Origin of the sequence: Paracoccus sp. (in: a-proteobacteria), from assembly GCF_047973135.1 — a bacterium.
In the GTDB taxonomy this organism is placed as follows: Bacteria; Pseudomonadota; Alphaproteobacteria; order Rhodobacterales; family Rhodobacteraceae; genus Paracoccus.
This window is the reverse complement of the sequence record NZ_JBKEBL010000018.1, coordinates 1-21229: the sequence shown is the minus strand read 5'-3', so window position 1 is coordinate 21229 and position 21229 is coordinate 1. Positions and strand designations below refer to the sequence as shown.

Annotated in this window: 16 protein-coding genes; 11 read left to right on the top strand and 5 right to left on the bottom strand. The window is 64.6% G+C overall.

All coding sequences use genetic code 11. From position 1 onward, the window contains the following. Positions 1–102 precede the first annotated feature (102 nt). The 9 genes from rimO (at position 103) to ACK5L9_RS01275 (ending at position 12142) form a co-directional block, all read left to right on the top strand. Positions 103–1473 (top strand): 30S ribosomal protein S12 methylthiotransferase RimO, encoded by a 1371-nt coding sequence (gene rimO, locus ACK5L9_RS01315; protein WP_416909641.1) that lies wholly within the window; start codon positions 103–105, stop codon positions 1471–1473. Between the two features lie 541 nt (positions 1474–2014). After that, the gene (locus ACK5L9_RS01310) at positions 2015–2392 is read left to right on the top strand and encodes a phasin family protein (RefSeq protein ID WP_416909640.1); all 378 of its coding nucleotides are present in this window, start codon (positions 2015–2017) and stop codon (positions 2390–2392) included. Positions 2393–2471: 79 nt separating this feature from the next. Beyond that, entirely contained in the window at positions 2472–4100 is a 1629-nt protein-coding gene (locus tag ACK5L9_RS01305; protein ID WP_416909639.1) for an AMP-binding protein, read from the top strand. Between the two features lie 13 nt (positions 4101–4113). Continuing rightward, the gene (locus tag ACK5L9_RS01300; RefSeq protein ID WP_416909638.1) at positions 4114–5844 is read left to right on the top strand and encodes an alpha/beta fold hydrolase; all 1731 of its coding nucleotides are present in this window, start codon (positions 4114–4116) and stop codon (positions 5842–5844) included. Continuing rightward, positions 5825–6673: a poly(3-hydroxyalkanoate) depolymerase gene (gene phaZ / locus ACK5L9_RS01295; RefSeq protein ID WP_416909637.1), complete on the top strand. Its 849-nt coding sequence runs from the start codon at positions 5825–5827 to the stop codon at positions 6671–6673. Before ACK5L9_RS01300 ends, phaZ begins: the two co-directional genes overlap by 20 nt. Continuing rightward, entirely contained in the window at positions 6670–7923 is a 1254-nt protein-coding gene (locus ACK5L9_RS01290) for a DUF445 domain-containing protein (protein WP_416909636.1), read from the top strand. The genes phaZ and ACK5L9_RS01290 overlap by 4 nt, the downstream gene beginning before the upstream one ends. 152 nt (positions 7924–8075) lie before the next feature. Continuing rightward, a complete protein-coding gene (locus tag ACK5L9_RS01285) occupies positions 8076–9509 on the top strand; it encodes a coniferyl aldehyde dehydrogenase (RefSeq protein ID WP_416909635.1) in 1434 nt (477 codons plus the stop codon). A gap of 46 nt (positions 9510–9555) precedes the next feature. Continuing rightward, positions 9556–11190: a GMC oxidoreductase gene (locus tag ACK5L9_RS01280; protein ID WP_416909634.1), complete on the top strand. Its 1635-nt coding sequence runs from the start codon at positions 9556–9558 to the stop codon at positions 11188–11190. Positions 11191–11314: 124 nt separating this feature from the next. Beyond that, positions 11315–12142, top strand: a complete 828-nt coding sequence (locus ACK5L9_RS01275) for an SDR family NAD(P)-dependent oxidoreductase (RefSeq protein WP_416909633.1) — start codon at positions 11315–11317, stop codon at positions 12140–12142. Positions 12143–12198: 56 nt separating this feature from the next. Here ACK5L9_RS01275 and ACK5L9_RS01270 read toward each other — a convergent pair whose 3' ends face one another. The 5 genes from ACK5L9_RS01270 to ACK5L9_RS01250 form a co-directional block, all read right to left on the bottom strand. Further along, positions 12199–14862, bottom strand: a complete 2664-nt coding sequence (locus ACK5L9_RS01270) for an Rne/Rng family ribonuclease (RefSeq protein WP_416909632.1) — start codon at positions 14860–14862, stop codon at positions 12199–12201. A gap of 500 nt (positions 14863–15362) precedes the next feature. Continuing rightward, positions 15363–15692, bottom strand: a complete 330-nt coding sequence (locus ACK5L9_RS01265) for a DUF6522 family protein (protein ID WP_416909631.1) — start codon at positions 15690–15692, stop codon at positions 15363–15365. Positions 15693–15816: 124 nt separating this feature from the next. Then, the gene (locus tag ACK5L9_RS01260) at positions 15817–17256 is read right to left on the bottom strand and encodes an FGGY family carbohydrate kinase (RefSeq protein ID WP_416909630.1); all 1440 of its coding nucleotides are present in this window, start codon (positions 17254–17256) and stop codon (positions 15817–15819) included. Next, positions 17253–18467: an NAD(P)/FAD-dependent oxidoreductase gene (locus tag ACK5L9_RS01255; RefSeq protein WP_416909629.1), complete on the bottom strand. Its 1215-nt coding sequence runs from the start codon at positions 18465–18467 to the stop codon at positions 17253–17255. The genes ACK5L9_RS01260 and ACK5L9_RS01255 overlap by 4 nt, the downstream gene beginning before the upstream one ends. Beyond that, a complete protein-coding gene (locus ACK5L9_RS01250; protein ID WP_416909628.1) occupies positions 18457–19836 on the bottom strand; it encodes an NAD(P)/FAD-dependent oxidoreductase in 1380 nt (459 codons plus the stop codon). The genes ACK5L9_RS01255 and ACK5L9_RS01250 overlap by 11 nt, the downstream gene beginning before the upstream one ends. A 170-nt stretch (positions 19837–20006) precedes the next feature. Here ACK5L9_RS01250 and ACK5L9_RS01245 point away from each other — a divergent pair, with 170 nt between their 5' ends. After that, a complete protein-coding gene (locus ACK5L9_RS01245; protein WP_416909627.1) occupies positions 20007–20765 on the top strand; it encodes a DeoR/GlpR family DNA-binding transcription regulator in 759 nt (252 codons plus the stop codon). Positions 20766–20782: 17 nt separating this feature from the next. Further along, the coding region (locus ACK5L9_RS01240; protein WP_416909626.1) for a TRAP transporter small permease subunit at positions 20783–21229 on the top strand (447 nt) is incomplete at its 3' end.

Genomic DNA, 21229 nt, shown 5'->3' with positions numbered 1-21229 from the left:
TCTGTCGGGGACGCGCGCGGCGGATGACTGATCAGGGCGGCGGCCCCGATTTTTTGCGGGGGCCCGCTTTTCCTGCGGCAGCGAATCGACTATCTGCGGCGGATGTACACGAACCCACCCGCTCTGCGCCCCGACCTTGCCCGCGACCGCATCCCGGAGGAACGCCGCGACGGCCAGCCGACCATCGGCATGGTCAGCCGTGGCTGTCCCAAGGCGCTGGTCGATAGCGAACGCATCCTGACGCGGTTGCGTGCCGAGGGCTATGCGATCAGCCCCGATTATGCGGGGGCGGATGCAGTGATCGTGAATACCTGCGGGTTTCTGGACAGCGCCAAGGCCGAAAGCCTTGATGCCATTGGCGAGGCGCTGCGGGAAAACGGCAGGGTCATCGTGACCGGCTGTCTGGGGGCCGAGCCGGATTATATCACCGGCGCGCATCCAAAGGTTCTGGCAGTCACCGGCCCGCATCAATACGAACAGGTGCTGGATGCGGTGCATGGTGCCGTGCCGCCCGCACCCGATCCGTTCATCGACCTGCTGCCCGCCAGCGAAGTCAGCCTGACTCCGCGCCATTACAGCTATCTGAAAATCTCGGAAGGCTGTAACCACAAATGCAAATTCTGCATTATCCCCGATATGCGCGGCCGTCTGGTCAGCCGCCCCGCCCATGCCGTCATCCGCGAGGCCGAGCGGCTGGTGCAGGCCGGGGTGCGCGAATTGCTGGTGATTTCGCAGGACACTTCGGCCTATGGGGTGGACCGCAAGCACGACACGGAACGCGGCCACCGCACGCATATCGTGGACCTTGCCCGCGATCTGGGCGGTTTGGGGGCCTGGGTGCGGCTGCACTATGTCTATCCCTATCCGCATGTGCGCGACTTGATCCCGCTGATGGCCGAGGGGGTGGTGCTGCCCTATCTGGACATTCCGTTCCAGCACGCCCACCCCGACACGCTGAAACGCATGGCCCGGCCTGCCGCTTCGGCGAAAACGCTTGACGAAATCGCCGCGTGGCGGGCTGTCTGCCCCGACATCACCCTGCGTTCGACCTTTATCGTCGGCTATCCGGGCGAAACCGAGGCCGAGTTTCAGACCCTGCTGGACTGGCTGGACGAGGCGCAACTGGATCGCGTCGGTTGCTTTCAGTATGAAAACGTGCGTGGCGCGCGGGCCAACGCCCTGCCCGGTCATGTCGCGCCCGAGGTCAAACAGGACCGGTTCGACCGCTTCATGCAAAAGGCGCAGGCGATTTCCGAGGCAAAGCTGGCGACAAAGGTTGGCCAGCGGCTTGAGGTGATCGTGGACGAGGTGGACGATCAGGGCGCGACCTGCCGCACCATGGCCGACGCGCCGGAAATCGACGGCAACCTGTTCATTGATCAGGGATTCGAGACGCTGACCCCCGGCGATATTGTCACCGTCACCGTGGACGAGGCGGGCGAATACGACTTGTGGGGCAGGGTTGCATCCTGAGGGTATCGCAGCTTTTGTTGATGCCTGATATCGCAAAAAACACGGACCAAAGCACAGGATGATCCGGCAATCCTTGCCGATTTAACGTCGCGCGACATCAGGCAGGCATTCCCTGACGATCGGCAGGCACACCCATATCCGGGATCGGCGAATCGGACGAATGACCGTTCCTGAAGGCCGGATATAGCCTGACGACTTTCTTTTGATTATGTTATCAGGCTATAACTATTTGATTTTACGCTGATGCTGCGCCAATTTGATGATCAAATTGGCTTCCGTCAGCTATACACGGCAGACCCAGCCCCGGATCAAGGCACATCGTGCCGCCGTTGGCGTTGCGCCACGGGTCAGCCTTCGGGGCCACGGGTATTGCCGCCCCGCCTGATCAAAAGTCGGGCGTCATCTGCTGACGCCAAGGCCCGTGTTTACCGCCGCGGCGCAGTCATGACGGGAAAAGATAAAATCGGATCGCCTGATGGCAAGAAAACCTTTCGACGACATGAGAGATTGGCTTCACACAAAAGGAAGTGGAGTTAACGAAATGACGACGAAAACCGAAAAAACTGCCGGAAACAAAATCGCTGGCACCGTCACCGAACGTATCAACGATGTCCGCGAAGTCGCGACCGGCCTTGGCGGTGCGCTGACCGAAAGCGGCAAGGCCTATGTCTCGGGCGTGATGGCCCTGGGCAAGACACTGGGCATGTTCGGCCGCGAAGCGCTGACCGAAGCTGGCGGCCATCTGCGCGCCACCATGCAGGCGAAATGCCTGCGCGAGGTCGCCGAACTGCAAGCCGCCTATGCCCAGCAGCGGGTCGAGATGTCGGCGACGCATGCCAAGGAACTGGTCGATCAGGCCCGCGTGAAATCGGAAGAAATGATCGCACCGCTGACCGCCCTGCTGAAGCGGGCGGCGTAAGCCCTGTCCCCTCGCGTCGGCCATGCCCCCCCCTGGCCGACGCGGAAGCAATTTCAATCCTGACATTTGGAGGAGTGACATGACAAAACCCTGGTTCAAGACCTATACCGCCGGTGTGCCGCTGGAAATCGACGCGGACGCCTATCCCTCGATCGTCGCGGTTTTTGACAATGCCGTCGCCCGGTTCGCCGACAAACCCGCCTTCGAATGCTTTGGCAAGACCCTGAGCTTTGCCGAAATCGACCGCGCCTCGCGCGCCGTTGCGGCATGGTTGCAAAATTCGGGCGTCCGGCGCGGTGATCGCATCGCGCTGATGTGCCCCAACAGCTTTGCCTTCCCCATCGCCATGCTGGGAATCATGCGCGCTGGTGCCGCGCAGGTGAACGTCAACCCGCTGTATACCCCGCGCGAACTGGCCCATCAGTTGCAGGATGCAGGCGCCGAGACCGTGATGATCTTTGGCGGTTCGACCCCGGTTCTGGCCGAGGTGCTGCATGAAACACCGATCCGCAACATCGTCACCATTGATCTGGGCGATGGCAGCGGCCTCGACCTTCCCTCGCCCGCCATCGATCCGCGCATCACAGATGCCACCCGCCTTGCCGATGTTCTGACGCAGGGTGCGGATCTGCCCTTTACCCCGGTCGAACTGACGGGCGAGGATATTGTCTTTTTCCAATATACCGGAGGCACGACCGGCCTGTCGAAAGGCGCGGTTCTGACCCATCGCAATATCGTCGCGAACTGCCTGCAATTCCGGGAGTTCATGCCCGAAGCTCATGACATCGGCAAAGAGGTCGTGGTGCTGGCGCTGCCGCTGTATCACATCTTTGGGCTGATGGTGATGATCACCTACGTTTCCTCGGGTGCGCGACAGATCCTGATCCCGAACCCGCGCGACATGGACGGCTTTGTCGGCGCGATCAAGGATGCGAAATTCAGCGTCATTCCCGGCGTGAACACGATGTTCCAGGGACTGATGATGCATCCCGGCTTTAAAAACATCGACCTGTCGAATTTCAAGGTCGCCATCGGTGGCGGCGCTGCGGTGATCAAGGCGACGTCGGAAAAGTGGAAATCGCTGACCGGCCATCACATCAAGGAAGGCTATGGCCTGTCCGAGACCTCGCCGGTGCTGTGTCTGAACCCGATGTCGGTGACGCATTTCACCGAAAGCTGCGGCTTGCCCGTGTCGTCTACCGACATCAGGCTGCTGGACGAGGACGGAAACGATGTCGGCGAGGGTCAGGCAGGCGAGATCTGCGCCTCGGGTCCGCAGGTGATGCGCGGTTACTGGAACAACGATCAGGCCAATCTGGCCGCCTTTACCCCTGATGGCTATTTTCGCACCGGCGATATCGGCATGTTCATCGAGGGCGGATTCCTGAAGATCGTTGATCGCAAGAAGGACATGGTTCTTGTGTCCGGCTTCAACGTCTATCCGAACGAAGTCGAGGCGACCGTAACCGCCTGCGAGGGAATCGCCGAATGCGCCTGCATCGGCGTGCCGGATGAAAAGACCGGCGAGGCCGTGCGTGTCTATGCCGTCCGCATCGCAGGATCGGACGTCACCGACAAGGACGTGATCGCGCATTGCCGCAAGGAACTGGCCGGTTACAAGGTGCCGAAACAGATCGTGTTCCTTGACGCCCTGCCAAAATCGAACGTGGGTAAAATCCTGCGGCGCGAATTGCGCAACCAGGCCTGAGGAGGAAAACGACATGTCTTCCAAACATATCAGGACTGCGGACCAGTCGGCGACTGCCGCCCCGGCGAATGAAAAGCAGACCGCCACACAGGCGGTTCGCAATGCCACGAAAGATGCCGTCGGGCGTATCGAGACGGCTGCCGAACTGGCGCAGTCGCTGGGCAGCGTCTATCTGTCCGCCGCCATGCAACCCGCCCGGACGCTGTCGCACTCTGTCACCGCCGCGCAGGCGATTCTGGGCGGCCTGATGGGCGGCACCGACATGCAGCCCGAAAAGGGCGACAAGCGTTTCGGCGATCCGGTCTGGAGCTCGAACCCCGCCTATCGGGCACTGATGCAGTCCTATCTGTCCTGGTCGCGCACCATGACCGACTGGACTGACGGGATCGACGCCCCCGAGCGTGACAAGATGCGCGCGCGCCTGCTGACCAATCTGGTGGTCGATGCGATGGCACCGACGAATTTCCTTGCGGGCAATCCGACCGCGATGAAAACCACGCTGGAACAGGGCGGCAAGAATCTGGTCGCCGGTGCGAAACAATTGTTCGGTGACATGGTCAGCAATGGCGGCCTGCCCTCGATGGTGGACAAGTCGAAATTCGCGGTGGGCGGGAACCTTGCCGTCTCGGAGGGTAATGTCATCTATGCCGAGGATCATCTGGAGCTGATTCAGTACGCGCCCCGCACCCCCGAGGTTCACAAGACCCCGATTTTCATCGTTCCGCCCCAGATCAACAAGTTCTATGTCTGGGATCTGGCACCCGGCCGGTCTTTGGTCGAATACATGCTGGATGCCGGGCATCAGGTCTTTATCGTCAGTTGGCGCAATCCGACGGCGGAACAGTCGGACTGGGGGCTGGCCAGTTACATCAAGGCACTGGACCGCGCCAGCGCCGTCGCCTGCGAGATCGCGGACAGCCCCAAACTGAACGTCGTCGGCGCATGCTCGGGCGGGATCACCGCCGCGCTGTTGCTGGCGCTGTGGGGCGCGCGAGGCGACAAGCGCGCGGCAAGCCTGTCGCTGCTGGTCGCGATTCTGGACGTCGAGGGCGGCAAGGACAGCTCGATGGGGTTGTTCGCCAATATCGAAACGCTGGAACTGGCCAAGATGTTCTCGCGGTCCAAGGGCGTGCTGGGTGGCAAGGATCTGGAACGCGCATTTGCATGGCTGCGCCCCAACGATCTGATCTGGGCCTATTGGGTCAACAACTATCTGCTGGGCAAGGAACCTTCGGCCTTTGACATCCTTTACTGGAACGCCGACACCACGAACCTGCCCGCCGCGCTGCATTCCGATCTGCTGACCCTGCTTGAGGAAGGTGGCGTGGGCGAGGGGAATCTGGTCGTGGACGGCTATCCCCTGTCGCTGAAGGACGTGACCTGCGACGCCTTCCTTGTGGGCGGCGAAACCGATCACATCACCCCTTGGGACGGCTGCTATCTGACGCGCAAGCTTTTGGGCGGCAAGTCAGAGTACATTCTCAGCCAGTCGGGCCATATCCAGTCGCTGATCAACCCGCCGACCAATACGAAGGCGCGCTTCAAGACGAATGCGGGCAAGCACGATTCGCCCGACAGCTTCCTTGCCGGCGCAGAGCAGCATCAGGGAAGCTGGTGGCCGGTCTGGATGGACTGGATGGCAGCGCATTCCACGGGCAAGGTTTCTGCGGTCAGCGAACCCGGCTCCAAAAAACATAAACCGATCAGCGAGGCACCTGGGAATTATGTCCACGCAACTGCATGAAACCGCCAGCCAAGTCGTCGAGGCGCAAACGATCACCTTCATGGGGCAAAGGCTGCGCTATGCGCTGATCGGCCCCGAAAGCGCCTCGAACACGCTGCTGGTCTTTAACGGTATCGGGGCCAGCCTCGATACCGCCATTCCCTTCGCGCAGCATTTTCGCGACACCCGGATCCTGACCTTTGACGTCCCCGGCGTCGGAGGCTCGCCCGCCCCTGCCCTGCCCTATCGCATGACATGGCTGACCAGGATGGCGATCCGGCTGATGGATGCGCTGGGGATCGGTCAGGTCGATGTGTTCGGCGTATCATGGGGCGGCGCGCTTGCACAGCAATTCGCCCATGATTTCCCCGGTCGCACGCGCAGCCTGACGCTGGCTGCAACCTCGGCGGGTCTGGTCATGGTGCCGGGTGATCCGCGGGTGCTGATCAAGCTGGCCACGCCGAAACGCTATGTGACGCCCGACTATATGCTGACCATCGCGCCACATATCTATGGCGGGCGGCTGCGCACGAATACCGACATCCTTAACGCCCACGCGGCGGTGATGAAGCCCAATTCGCAGCGCGGCTATCTGTATCAGCTTCTGGCCGGGATGGGCTGGACAAGCTGGCTGTGGCTGCCGCAGATCAAGGTGCCGGTTCTGGTGCTGATGGGCGATGACGATCCCATCGTTCCGCTGATCAACGGCCGGATTCTGGTATCGCGCCTGCCCGATGCCCGGCTTGAGGTCATGGATTGCGGCCATCTGTTCATCCTGACCGATCCTCAGGGAACTTCGGCGCTGATCGAACAGTTCCTGCGGGACGCCCGGAAAGACGCCGCCGCATGACAAAACTGGACCACATGCCCCTGACGGCGCCGGTGGATGCGCTGACCCGCAACCGTCGGCTGGCGACCGGGGTGCTGGTCCTGCTGGCGGCGATCTTTTTCGCCAGCTATCTGGCGGGCCAACCTCCTGGATGGGTTCTGCTGATCCGGGCGATGGCCGAGGCAGGCATGGTCGGCGGGCTGGCCGACTGGTTTGCGGTGACGGCGCTGTTTCGCCACCCGCTTGGCCTGCCCATTCCACATACCGCACTGCTTCCGCGCAATCAGGCGCGGGCGGCGCGCAATGTCGGGCGTTTTTTCGAGACGCATTTCCTTGAGCCACAGCAATTGCACGACCGCCTGCTGGCGCTGCGTCCCTCGGGCTTGCTGGTCGAATGGATCGCCAGCCGCGACCACGCAAGGCTGATCGCCGCAGAACTGGCCACCATTCTGCCCGCGCTGCTGAAGGCGCACCCGCCGAAACGCGCGCTGGTCCATGGGCGGCGCTGGTTGCGGCGCGAGGCGATGCATTTCGGCGCGGACGAGGCCATCGCAGCGCGGATGGCAGAGCTGGTCAAGGCGGGCATTCGCGGCGGCATTCTGGATAATGCCTTGCAATTGCTGGAACAAACCGTCGAACAGCGCCGCGACGGCGCCGTGGGGCTGGTCAGCGAACGCAGCCGCTGGTGGATTGCCTCGACCGTGGATCGCGAGGTGGCGGGGCTGGTCGTGCGCGGCATCCTGTCGATCCTGCGCGAATTGCAGGAACCCGGCTCGCCGCTGCGCAGCTCGTTCGAGGATGCGTTCGACGGCATGGTCGACGGGCTGACACGGCAGGGCGCGCTGACTGTGGCCGTGGCCGAGGCGCGTCAGCACATGATCCGCACGGGCGCATTCGATCAGGCGCTGACGATACTGGGACAGCAGATCCAGTCGCGGATCCGCGCAAGCCTGTCCGCCGATCCTGACGCAACCGCCGAAATTCTAGCCGATCTGGTTCAGGGTGTTGCGGCAAGATTGCTGTCCTCCCGGCAGGCGCGCGCCGGTTTCGACGCCCGTTTCGCACAGCTCGGCAGCCGGGTCATCGGCGAGTTGCGGCCCCGGATTTCGGCCTATGTCAGCGATGTCATCGCCGGATGGGAACCCGAAGAACTGAATGCCCGTTTCGAAGGCGAGATCGGCCCCGATCTGCAATTCATCCGCATCAACGGCGCGTTGCTTGGTGCGGTGATTGGCGGTGCGCTGTTCGCCTTTGATACCCTGCTGGGCTGACTGCGGCCCGCCGGAATGATCGTGACCGCCTGCGTGTCACCAGGCTTGTCGTGTCACGGTAAAAAACTGTGTTTCTACGGTAAGAAGCCAACGCCGTTTTCACCTAATTTCTTCTTCATACAAAGAAGATCATATCACGAGAGGAGTTCGCCATGAACGTATCTGCAATAACCCAGATCCCGGAAACAACCGAGGACGACCTGCACCGGTTGTTCCAGCTTCAGTATCGCGCCTCGCGGGATGAACCCACCGCCAGTTATCAGCAGCGCATCGACCGTCTGGACCGTCTGCGCAAGATGATCACGGAAAATGACGCCGCGATCGTTGACGCGATCCGCGCCGATTTCGGCAATCGTTCCGAACATGAAACCCGCCTGTTCGAGATCGTCACCGTCCTCAATTCGCTGCGCCACACCCGCAAGCATCTGAAGGCCTGGATGCGCGACACCCGTCGGCCCGTGGATATGGCCTTCAAACCCGCCACCGCCCGCATCCGGCATGAACCCCTGGGCGTTATCGGCATTATCGCGCCGTGGAACTTTCCGATGCAGACGGCGCTGACGCCGCTGGTCGATGCGTTGGCCGCCGGCAACCGCGCCATGATCAAGCCTTCGGAATTTACCCCGCGCTTTTCGGAACTGCTGAAAACGCTGGTCGCCAAGCATTTCGACGAGGCCGAACTGACCGTCGTGACCGGCGGTGTCGAGGTCGCGCAGACCTTTGGCACGCTGCCTTTCGATCATCTCGTCTTTACCGGCTCTACCGCCGTGGGCCGCAAGGTGATGGAGGCCGCGTCCAAAAACCTGACGCCCGTGACGCTGGAACTGGGCGGCAAATCGCCCGTGATCGTTGCCGAGGACTATGATCTTGCCAAAGCGGCGCAAAGTGTCGCCTTCGGGAAATATTCGAACTCGGGCCAGATCTGCGTCGCGCCCGACTATGCGCTGGTGCCGCGCGCCAGGGTTCAGGAATTTGCCGAAGCGGTGATCGCACAGGCGAACAAATCCTTCCCCACCATCGCCGACAACCCTGACTATACCTCGATGATTTCCGACCGGCACCGTCAGCGTCTGGTGGACGCAATCGAAGAGGCCCGCGCTGCCGGCGCGACCGTGCTGACCCATAACGACCATGATGTCGCCCGTACCGGCAAGATCGCGCCCACCGTGGTGATTGGCGCCCCGGCGGATGGCGTTCTGATGACGCAGGAAATCTTTGGCCCGGTGCTGCTGGTCAAGCCCTATGACACGCTGGACGACGCGCTGGCCTATATCCGCGACCGCGACCGCCCGCTGGCCATGTATCTGTTCACCAATGACAAGGCGACCGAAAGCCGGATCCTTGATGGCGCGATTTCTGGCGGCGTCACGATCAACGGCACGATCCTGCATGTCGGACAGGACACGCTGCCCTTTGGCGGCGTCGGCCCCAGCGGCATGGGTGCCTATCACGGCATCGACGGTTTCCGCCGCCTCAGCCATGCCCGCTCGGTCCACAAGATCGGCTTTATCAACGGCTTTGAAAAGATGGGCCCGCCCTGGGGCGGCCTGGCCACCACTGCCGCGAAATTCCTCATCAAACGCTGAACATCGAAAAGAGGCCGACAGCCCGGTTGTCGGCAGGGAGATTATCATGACCAATTCACAAGCAACCCATGAATATGACTATCTGATCATCGGCAGCGGATTCGGCGGGGCCACCTCGGCGCTGCGGCTTTCGGAAAAGGGCTGGCGCGTCGCGGTGGCCGAACAGGGGCGGCGCGTCAGCAATGACGACATCAAGGCTGCCAAGAAGAACCTGTTCAAACTGATCTGGATGCCCGTACTTGGCATGCGCGGCTATTTCGCGCAACACATGTTCAGGCATGTGAACGTGGTTGGCGGCGTCGGCGTCGGCGGTGGCAGCCTTGTCTGGGGCGCGGTGATGCTGCCGCCGAAGGACGAATTTTATGACGACCCGCAGGTCAAGCGCCTTGGGCTGGACCTGAAGGCCGAACTGGCACCGCATCTGAAAACCGCCCGCCGCATGCTGGGCGTGGGCATCAACCCGAAGATGACGCAGCAGGACGAATTCCTGCGCCAAACCGCCCGCCGCATGGGGGCCGAGGATACGTTCGGCCCGGTCCAGAACGCCGTATTCTTCGGCGAGCCGGACAAGACCGTCGATGACCCCTATTTCGGCGGCGAAGGCCCCCGGCGCACCGGCTGCAATTTCTGCGGCGGTTGCCTGACCGGCTGCCCCACCGGTGCCAAGAACGCGCTGTATCAGAACTATCTTTACCTGGCCGAGCGCAAGGGCGCACAGATCCTGCCCGACCGCAAGGCCGACCGAATCGAGCCTCTGCCCGGCGGCGGTTATCGCGTCACCTTTGTCAGCCCGATCACCGGTCGCCGCCTGAAGTCGATCACCGCTGGCAAGGTCATCGTCTCGGCCGGCGTGATCGGCACCGTCGAACTGCTGTTCCGCAACCGCGACCGTTATCGCACGCTGCCCGGCATCTCGGACACGCTTGGCGCGGTGGTTCGCACCAATTCCGAGGCCATGACCGTCGTTCTGCACCCAAAAGGCGAAAAGATGACTGATGGCACCGCGATTTCCAGCGATTTCTATCCGGACAAGCACACACATATCACGCAGAACCGCTTTGACCGCGGCTATCGCTTCATGAAATCCTATATGGGTCCGCTGGTCGATGACGAAAGGCCGCTGCGGCGTGCCCTCAAGACGCTGGGAAAGATCATCACCCGCCCCGGCCTGATGTTCCGCAACCTGACTGCCCGCAATTGGGAAGATCGGATCACCCTGTTTACCGTCATGCAGGATCTGGATAACGCTGTGACCCTGCGTTACCGCAAACGCTGGTTCTCGCCCTTCCGGCCCACCCTGGGATCGGCGGAACTGGCCGGTTCCGGCAAGCTGCCCAGCTACCTGCCCGTCGCCAACGAAACCGCGCGCAAATTCGCCGAGGTTTCAGGAGGAGAGCCGATGAACATGCTGTCCGAATCGCTTGGCGGCACGACCACGACCGCGCATATCCTCAGCGGTTGCCCGATGGGCGCGTCGGCCACGGATTCGGTGATCGACGTCAATCACGAGGTGCATGGCGCGCCCGGCCTGTTCGTCGTCGATGGCTCAAGCATCCCGGCCAATATCGGGGTGAACCCCAGCCTGACCATCACTGCGATGGCCGAACGCTTTGCTCAGCGGCAACCCGCAGCCGAGAAACGCGAAAAGCCCGCCGCGGCCAAGCTGACCGTGGCCGCCTGATCTGTCCGGACGGGGCCACCCCCTGCGCCCCGTCCCGGCCCTGTTTTCCCTGACCCGTCCCAGGTTCAGTCATTCGCGGGCACCCCGCCCCGCACCCCATTCTCATGCACCGAAAGATATTCCCATGACCAAGAACAGCTTTCACAACAAACATGTCGTCGTGACCGGCGGAAATTCCGGCCTTGGACTGGCGCTGGCCCACGCCCTTGCCGATCAGGGCGCGCAACTGACGCTGATGGCCCGCTCGGCCTCGAAACTGGAAAGCGCGCGCGCCGAAATCCTGACGCGCCAACCCCGCGCTGTCATCGACATCCTCCCGATCGACGTCACGAACGAAACCGCCGCCGCCGAGGCGATGGACGCCGCCGCCGCCGCGCAGGGCAGGATCGACGCGCTGATCAACAACGCCGGTATCCTGCGCGAAGGATATTTCGAAAAGCTTGCACCCGGCGATTTCCGCGAGGTGATGGAGATCAACTATTTCGGCGTGATCAACACCACCCGCGCCGCCCTGCCCCATCTGCGCCAGTCCAGAGGCCGGTTGATCAACATCGCATCGGTCGCCGGCCATGTAGGGGCCTTTGGTTACAGCGCCTATTGCAGTTCCAAACACGCTTTGGTCGGCCTGACCTCTTGCCTGCGCTACGAGCTGGAGCCGATGGGAATCAAGGTTCAGCTTGTCTGTCCGGGCGAATTCGATTCCCCGCTGGTCGATACGCTTGACCAAACCCGTACGCCGGAAAACCGCGCTCATGTGCTGACCATTCCGAAAGCCTCGGTCGAGACAATCGTGCGCGACGTGATGAAGGGGCTTGAGACCGAGAAATACGAGATTATCCCGACCCGTCTGGCCCGCGCTGCCGTCAAAATCTCGCGTTTTGCGCCCGGCATGCTGCGGAAATCCGGCAATCGGGTCATCGCCAAGGTTTATCGCGGCCCGGTTGACGCCTGAACCTCCCTTTCCGAAACGCAGCGGGCGCGGCCTTCCGGTCGCGCCCGCTCATCCGTTCAGCGGCCTACGGACCACCAGCCCCGCCGCTTCGGGCGGTCGGGATCGTCCTCTTCGGCGGCATCCGGCTCGGGTTCATCTTCGGCGGGTTCAGCGGCCGCCGCCAGTTCGGGTTCGACGGCCACAGCTTCGGTCATCTCTGCCTCTTGCGGAGCCACGGGTTCCGCTTCGATCACCGGTTCGGCGATGATTTCCGCCTGCTGCCCGGCCGCTTCGGCGATGGTCTCAGCGGTCGTCTCAATGGCGGTCTCGGCAGCGGCATCAACGACCGGGGCCACATCATCATTGGCCGAAGCCGCATCGTCGCGGCGTTCCGGATTCACACCCGGCAAACCATCGGCTCGCGCGTCGCCCTGCGCGTCGCGCAGATCGACCACCTCGGGCAGTGCCATGGAATGCGCCTCGTCCGGAGAAGCGGCGCGACGGCGGCGGGCGCGGGGTTTGCGCGCGGGGGGCTGCTTTTCCCCCGCCTCGGGGTCCGACGATACATCTTCGGCGTCCGAATCGCCTTGATCGGCCTGTGCCTCGTCCTGGCCGTTGCCATCCCCGTTCTCGTCACCACGATCGCCGTTCTTGCGGCGGCGGCGGCGACGGCGGCGGCGCGAACGCCCGTTCTCGCCCGCGTCATCCGCATCGGCGCGGTTGTCATCGGCCTGATCTTCGTTGTCATCGGCCTCGTCTGGCGCGTCGGCGGTGTCGTCCTCATCATCGATCTGCGCCATCAGATCGGCATCCACCGACAGGGCAGCATGCGAGACCTCGGGGACGGCGCGGGTCGCGGTCTTGAATTTTTCGATGATGAAATCGGGCGATATCAGCGCCGGTTCCGCCTCCAGCCGGACCGACAGGCCATAGCGCGCCTCGATCCCGGCAATATGTTCACGCTTGGCGTTGATCAGGAAATTGACCACCGCGACCGGTGCCTTGACCAGCACCTCGCGGCTGCGCTTGCGCGTACCCTCTTCCTCGATGGCGCGCAGGACGGTCAGGGCAAGGCTGTCATCACTGCGGATCAGGCCGGTGCCGTGGCAATGCGGGCAGGGCTGGGTCGTCGATTCCAACATGCCGGGGCGCAGGCGCTGGCGGCTCATCTCCATCAGGCCAAAGCCCGAGATGCGGCCGACCTGAATGCGGGCGCGGTCAGAGTTCAGCCGTTCTTTCAGGCGCTTCTCGACGGCGGCGTTGTTCTTACGCTCTTCCATGTCGATGAAGTCGATGACGATCAGCCCGGCCAGGTCGCGCAGGCGCAACTGCCGCGCAACCTCGTCAGCCGCTTCGAGGTTGGTTTTCAGCGCCGTGTCCTCGATCGAGCCTTCCTTGGTCGCCCGCCCCGAGTTCACGTCGATGGCGACCAGCGCCTCGGTCACGCCGATGACGATATAGCCACCGGATTTCAACTGGACGACCGGGTTGAACATGCCGCCAAGATAGCTTTCGACCTGATAGCGCGCGAAAAGCGGCATCGGATCGGTATAGTGTTTTACGTTCTTGGCGTGGGACGGCATGATCATCTTCATGAAGTCCTTGGCCGTGCGATAGCCACGCTCGCCCTCGACCAGCACCTCGTCGATATCCTTCGAATAAAGGTCACGGATCGTGCGCTTGATCAGATCGCCTTCTTCATAGACCGGCGCCGGGGCGATAGAGCGGAAGGTCAACTCGCGGATCTGTTCCCACAGCCGCATCAGATATTCATAGTCGCGGCGGATCTCGGTCTTGGTGCGCTGGCTGCCGGCGGTGCGGATGATCAGCCCGGCGCCCTGCGGCACCGACAGTTCGGCGGCGATTTCCTTCAGCTTCTTGCGGTCGGCGGCAACGGTGATCTTGCGCGAGATGCCACCACCGCGCGCGGTATTGGGCATCAGCACGCAATAGCGTCCGGCAAGGCTGAGATAGGTGGTCAGCGCCGCGCCCTTGTTGCCGCGTTCCTCCTTGACCACCTGGACCAGCATGATCTGCCGGACCTTGATGACCTCCTGGATCTTGTAGCGGCGCTGGCGCGGCTTGCGGGGCGCGCGGATTTCCTCGGTCATGTCCTCATCGGCGACCGATTCGATCTCGCTGTCCTTGTCGCTGGCGCTGGCGGGCCGGGCCTCGTCCCCCTCTTCGGGATGATCGCCGTGGATCTCGTCGCCCTCGGCCCGGTCCAGTTCGACTGCCGCGCTGACCTCGGCCGCGTCGTCACCGGAATCGGTCGCCGCCTCGCCTTCCAGCAGCGTGTCGGCCGCTTCGACGTCGATCACGTCCATGCCGGCGATCTGTTCGGAACTGACGCTTTCGTCCGCCGGGCGGGTCGCCTCGGCGCGGCTCTTGCCACGGCGGCGCGACTTGGCCTTGCCGGCCTTGGCGGTTTCCTCGGCGGCCTGGGCCTCGGCATAGGCGCGTTCCTCGGCCATCAGCGCCTGACGGTCGGCCGCCGGGATCTGATAGTAATCCGGGTGAATCTCGGCGAAGGCCAGAAAACCGTGGCGGTTGCCGCCGTAGTCGACAAAGGCCGCCTGCAACGAGGGCTCGACCCGCGTGACCTTCGCCAGATAGATGTTTCCGGCCAGTTGCCGCTTGTTTACGGTCTCGAAATCAAATTCTTCGACCTTGGTTCCGTCGCTGACCACAACCCGAGTTTCCTCGGCATGGGTCGCGTCGATCAGCATCTTCTTTGCCATTGTGATGTCTTTCGCGCAGGCGCAAGCCCCCGGCACCAGGGGGACCAGAGGGCGTGTGGCTGCGATATGATGGGGACGCGGGCGCGCCGGGCGGGTCGGATGACATGACCGGCGCTGCCGCCTGCCTTGCCATCTGCGTCCTGTCCAAAGCGCGTTCCATCGCGTTCGTTACCTGTTTTGGCCGCCCCGCCCCGACGGGCAAGGGAAGCGTACGAATTCCGCCCCGCACGGACAGGCCGCGCATCAGGCGAGGGTTTTCCGCGAAACACATGCCGCCCTTTCCGGGACGGACCAGAGTGTCGCGCTGCGAAACTGTTGGCATGCTGCGACGAATTGCTGCGCGTCACATCATGCATGGATTTAACATAGTGGCTTGAACGGGGAGAATTCAATGGATAAATCGCCGACCGCCCGGCTCGACCATTTCCCACTGGCCAGCGGGACTTCCGATCCGCCCATATCCCGTTGACGTTGCGGCACCGAAACCGGAGCCGGAACCGTCAGCCCGTCGATCCTCCGGCCCCGTCTTCGCCATCTGCGGACGCGGACGGGGTCAGCCCGGTGCGCACCCTGCTCAGCACCGTGCCGTCGCGGTCGCAGGTCAGCCGCAGCCGCCAGGCCTCGCTGCGGAAGGTGACGCGGAACCGCCCCTCATCCTCGCCCTCGCCGTCCTCGGACATGGTGGCGATCCGACCCTCGCGCATCTGTCGCTGGAACTCCTCCGGCGACAGATCGAGCAGCGGTGCAAGCCCGGCGGCGTCGACGACGATCCGGCCCTCGTGCCGTTCGACCTTCATGATGCCGGCCCCGTCATCCGCAAATCCTTTCAACCATATCCGATCGCCCGCTTGCCCGTCATGGTGCAGATCCGACGCCCACAATCTGCGCCCGGCAGGCGGGAATGGAAAGCGGTTTTCGTATCCCGCCCCGACGCGCCGCCGCGCGGCGGCCATGTCAGGATGGGGCGGCCTGCAACCGCCCGGCCAGTTCGGCGACCCCCTCACGGACCATCGCGAATCGCGCCAGACGCGCCGGCGCGGATGCCGCCGCCGCAGCACACCGTGGCAGCGGCGCCGGACGCCTGGCCATACCGGCCCCGCTCTCTCCGGCCGATGCCAGCGCCATCTGGATCAGCCCCAGCGCGGTGGTTTCGACCTCGGCTGCGCGGAAAACCGGCTGCGGAACCAGCCCGGCGAGGAAGTCCAGAAGATAGTCGTTCCGCGCCATGCCGCCATCGACGGACAGCGCGGCGACGGGCTGCAGCGCCGAGATCGACTGCAGCGTCTCGGCCACGCGCAGCGCCACGCCCTCGACCAGCGCCTGCATCATGTCCAGCGGCCCGGTCTCCAATGACAGGCCGACCCATGCCCCGCGCGTCCGGCGGTCCCAATGCGGGCAGGCCAGCCCGGCCAGCGCCGGCAGGAAGACCAGCCCCCGGTCGATGGCGGCAGGGCCGTCGAAATGGCTGATGCGGGAGAAACCGTCGAACAGGCCCAGACCCCGCGCCCAGTTCACCGCCGCGGCGGCGGTATAGACCGCGCCGTCCAGCGCATGACTGACGGGCTGGCCGGGAAATTGCCAGGCCACGGTCGGCAGCGGTCCGGGCTGTTCGGGGCGGATCAGCCCGCCGGTCAGGCATTGCACGAAAGCCCCGGTGCCGAAGGTCACCTTGGCATCGCCCGGCGCGCGGCAGCCATGCCCGTAAAGCGCCGCCTGCTGATCGACGATACTGGCCGCCAGCCGCGCCCCGCCGGGCAATTGCCCCAGATCACCCGCCGTCGGCGTGATCGCCGGCAGCGCCCCGACCGGAACGCCGAAGATCGCGCAAAGCTCGGCATCCCATTGCCCGCTGCCAAGGTTCATCAGCGAGGTGCGCGAGGCGGTGGCGATGTCGGTCTCGAACCGTCCCGTCAGCCGGTCGCGGAAGAAGGCGTCGGTCGTGCCCAGGCGCAGCCGCCCTTGCCGCACCAGATCGGCGGCGCCGGGGATATGCCGGATCATCCAGCCCAGCTTGCTGGCCGAAAAGTAAGGGTCCAGCGGCAGGCCCGAGCGGGCCATGACCTCGGCCGCCACGCCCTCGGCCGCAAGCGCGCGGGTCAGATCGGCCGTGCGGTCATCCTGCCAGACGATCACCGGACCAAGCGGCCGGCCATCGCGCGCGTCCCAGGCCAGGCAGCTTTCGCCCTGATTGGCCAGCGCCACCAGATCGGCCCCGGCCGCGCCCGCGCAGGCGGCGACATGGCCAAGCAGTTCCTCGGCATCCTGCTCGACATGGCCGGGCCGGGGCAGGATCTGGCGATGGGTCAACTGTTTCAGCAATCGCAATGCACCGTCCGGCCCGCGCATGAGCGCCCGGGTCGAACCGGTGCCCTGATCGACGGCAAGAACCCTCATGCGCGTTCCTCGAACTCAAGCCCCAGCGGCCCCTCGCCCAGCCTTTGCGGAACCCGCAGGGTGATGCGCCGCTCGGGCAGGGCGCGGAGGGATCGGCGGGCGATGATGTCACCGCCCTGGCTCAGCCGCAATTCGCCGCTGACCGGGCGGGTGACGCGCAACTGGATCAACTCGTGAAAGCCCGGGCCGGCGGGAAAGAGGATCTGCGGCAGGGCATAGCGGATCGCATCCGAGTCGATCCGCAATGCCCGGCCGAGATGCGGGCAGGGCAGGCCGCCGGTCAGATGGACGGCGATGGCATCGGCGACCCGTCGCCCCGAGGCCCAGCAGAAACCGGCGGTCTCGACCGGGCGCAGAAGGTTTCCGGCGGCGAAATAGCCGGGCTCGGCCAGACGCCCGAAACCGTCGATCACCGGCCCGGTGGTGCGCGGGTCCAGCACCATCCCGGCCGCCGCCGGCAGCCCCGCCTCGGAGCGGAAGGCCCCGGTCAGCAGCACCCCGTCAGCCGCGATCTCGCGCGCGCCTCCGGCACCATCGAGGACCACCCCCTCGACCCGCTCCCGGCCAAGGATCGTCGCGATCCGCGTCTCGCGCAGCAGCGGCACCCCCAGCAGGCGCGGCAGCCACCCGGCCCCCGCCCGGGCGATCACCCGCGCGCCCGGCTCGACCATGGCAACCGGAGCGATGCTCGCCTGCCGGCAGGTCAGCAGGGCCGAGAAGGCGATCAGTTCGCTGCCCAGAATGACCGGCCGGCGAAAGGGGGTCTGGCGGTTCAGGTGAACCATGCCCTGCAGCGCGCCGGTGGTCAGGATGCCGCCCGGCTTCTGCCCGCCGATCATCCGCTGCACCCGGCTGGATTCGCGGGTGCCCATCGCCAGCAGCACCGCCCGCGCCGTCAGACGCACCGGCCCCTCGGGGCCGGTCAGATCCAGTTCGGGGCCGGGATGCAGGGCCGTGACCGTGGTATCGCACAGGATCAGCGCCCCGGCCCGCTCGGCCCGCGCGGCCAACCGCCGGGCATAGGCGGGGCCGCCCAGTATCCGGTGGAATTCACGCATCCCGAAGGGCGAATGTCCGCAATGGCGCGGGATGCCGCCCGGCTCGCGCTCGCGCTCGATGACGACGACCCGCTTGACGCCCATCATCCCCAGTTGCGCGGCGGCGGCCAGCCCCGTCGGCCCTGCCCCGATGATCGCGACATCAACCTGCATGATCCGCGCCCCCCGCCAGCATCGGCTGGGTGAAACGGCCCTCGGTCAGGCGCGCAAGTTCGGCCAGACAATAAAAGCCCTGACAGCGCCCCATCGTCACCCGCGTCCGGCGCTTCAGCCCGGCCAGCGAATGAGCCGGCGCCGGCCCGGTCAACGCCGCCTCGATCTCGCGCCGGGTCACCAGTTCGCAATGGCAGACGATCCCGCCATTCCCGGCCGCCTGCCAGTCGCGCCCGCCCGCCTGCGCCAGCATCGGCATCTGCGGCCAGTGCGCCGGCTCGGCCGGCGCGGACCCGGCAAGCCCCGCGACATGCCGGGCGATGCCCAGGGCCGCCGACAAGCCGGTCGAACGGATGCCGCCTACCGTGACCAGCCCCCGGTCCGGATCGGCGCGGATGCGATAGCCCTTTTCCTCGGTCGCGGGACGCAGCCCGGCATAGGCGGCCGTCACCTCCTGCCCGGCAAGGGCCGGCAGGATCGATTCGCCCGTCTCGCGCAGCGCCCGCAGCACCGTCGGATCCAGCGCGGCATCGTCCCGCTCCTGCTGGTCCTCGGCGGTGGGACCGACCAGCAGGTTGCCGAAGACGGTGCGGCACAGAACGACACCCTTGGTCACCCCGGTCGGCACCGGCAGCAGGATATGGCGGGCCAGCGCGGCGGCCGGCTTGTCATAGAGTATGAACTGCCCCTTGCGCGGCCGGATCGAGAACCAGCTTTCGCCGGTCAGCACGTGCTCGACATGATCGCCCCACAAACCGGCGGCGTTGATCACCAGCGCCGCCTCGAACGAGCCCGCCGCCGTATGCAGCCGCCAGTGATCCGCCAGCCGCTCGGCCGTCAGCAGTTCCGCCCGGCAGCGCAGCTCGGCCCCGTGAAGGATCGCCTGACAGAGATAGGCATGGGCGGTGGACCAGGGGTCGATCAACGCTTCGCCCGGCACCCTGAAGCCGGCAAGAACACCCGGGGCAAGCTGCGGTTCGATGTCCAGCAGCGCGTCCCGGTCCAGAGGCTCGACATCATTGACCCCGTTCGCCGCCGCCTGCGCCATCAGCCCGGGCAGCGCCGCCTGCTGTTCGTCATTCCAGGCCAGGACCAGCGCCCCGCAGCGGTCCAGCGGCAGGTTCATCCGCGCGTGGATGTCCAGATATTCGGCATATCCCTGCCGGATGCAGGCCAGTTCCAGACTGTCCCCGGGCGCATCGAAGCCGGTGTGAAGGATGGCGCTGTTGCCCTTGGAGGCCCCGTCCAGCACGTCATGCGCACGCTCGACAATCAGCACCCGCGCGCCGTCGACGGCGAACCGCCGCGCGATGGCGCAGCCAACCACGCCCGCCCCGATTACCGCCACATCGAACCCGGTTCGTGTCATCAAAGTCGCCTTTGCCTGATGTATCAGCCTACCGTCAAGATGCCCGAATGGGCAAGAGAATTGCCCTGAATGTGGATACTGACCTCATAATCCGTGATTTGAGATGGAATTTTGTTGACACGGGCGATGTTGCCGGAGTTCGATTTCCCGGATGGGGATCGGGCATTGCGATGAAACCGCGCGAGAGACGATTGCAGATCGAGGGAATCATCTGGGAAGAAGGCTCCGTCAGCGTCGAGCTTCTGGCCGGGCGTTTCGCGGTCTCGACCGAGACCATCCGCCGCGACCTGTCGCGCCTGGCCGAAAGCGGACGGATCCTCAAGGTCCATGGCGGCGCCCGCAGCACCCGCCTGCTGAGCGAACCCAGCATGCCGGTTCGCGCCGCCCTTGCCAGCAGCGAGAAGGCGCAGATCGGGCGCCGGCTGGTCGATGCGATCCAGCCGGGGGATACGTTGTTCATCGACACCGGCTCGACCACGCTGGCGGCGGCCCCGGCCATCGCGACCCTGGCCGGGCTGACCATCATCACCAATTCCTGCCAGCTTGCCGAGGCGCTGGCGCAGGCCGGTTCGGATGCGGCGGTCTATCTGCTTGGCGGCCGCTATGTCGCAGGCAATGCCCAGACCGTCGGCCCTGCGGTGCTGCGGCAGACGGGCGAGTTTCAGGCCGATCACTGCGTGCTGACCGTGGCCGCGATCTCGCCCGAGATCGGCGCCATGGATGCCAGCCATGACGAGGCGCAGGTGGCCCGCGCGATGATGGCCAATGCCCGCAACCTGATCATCCTCGCCGACAGCAGCAAGCTGGGCCGCCGCGCCGCCTTCTCGGTCTGCCGCCCCGAAGAGATCGGCCTTGTCATCACCGATGCCGGCATCGGCGCCCAGGACCGCGCGCAATTCGCCGCGCGCGGCATCAAGGTCTGGGTCTAGCGGGGAAAGGAGGAAGGATGCCAGAGATCATCCGCCGATATGTGCGCATCGTGGACCGGCTCAGCGACTGGGCCGGATGGCTGGCGGCCTCGTTGATCTTCGTCATGGGGGCGACGCTGCTGCTGGATGCAGTCACCCGCAACGTGCTGAACATCCCGGTCCACTGGGCGATCGAACTGACCCAGTTCACGCTGGCCGCCTATTACTTCCTTGGCGGTCCCTTCACGCTGAAGAATGACGAACATGTGCGGATGGACCTGCTCTATGCCTCACTGTCAGAGCGTGGCCGGGCAAAGCTGGATCTGGTGACGGTCTGGTGCCTGATCTTCTATCTCGGCGTGATGCTGGCAGGCGCAATCAGCAGTCTGCAATACGCCATTGCCACCGATGAGCGGCGATTTTCCATGTGGAACCCCTCGGTCATTCCGATCAAGGCGCTGATGGTGGTTTGCCTGGTGCTGATG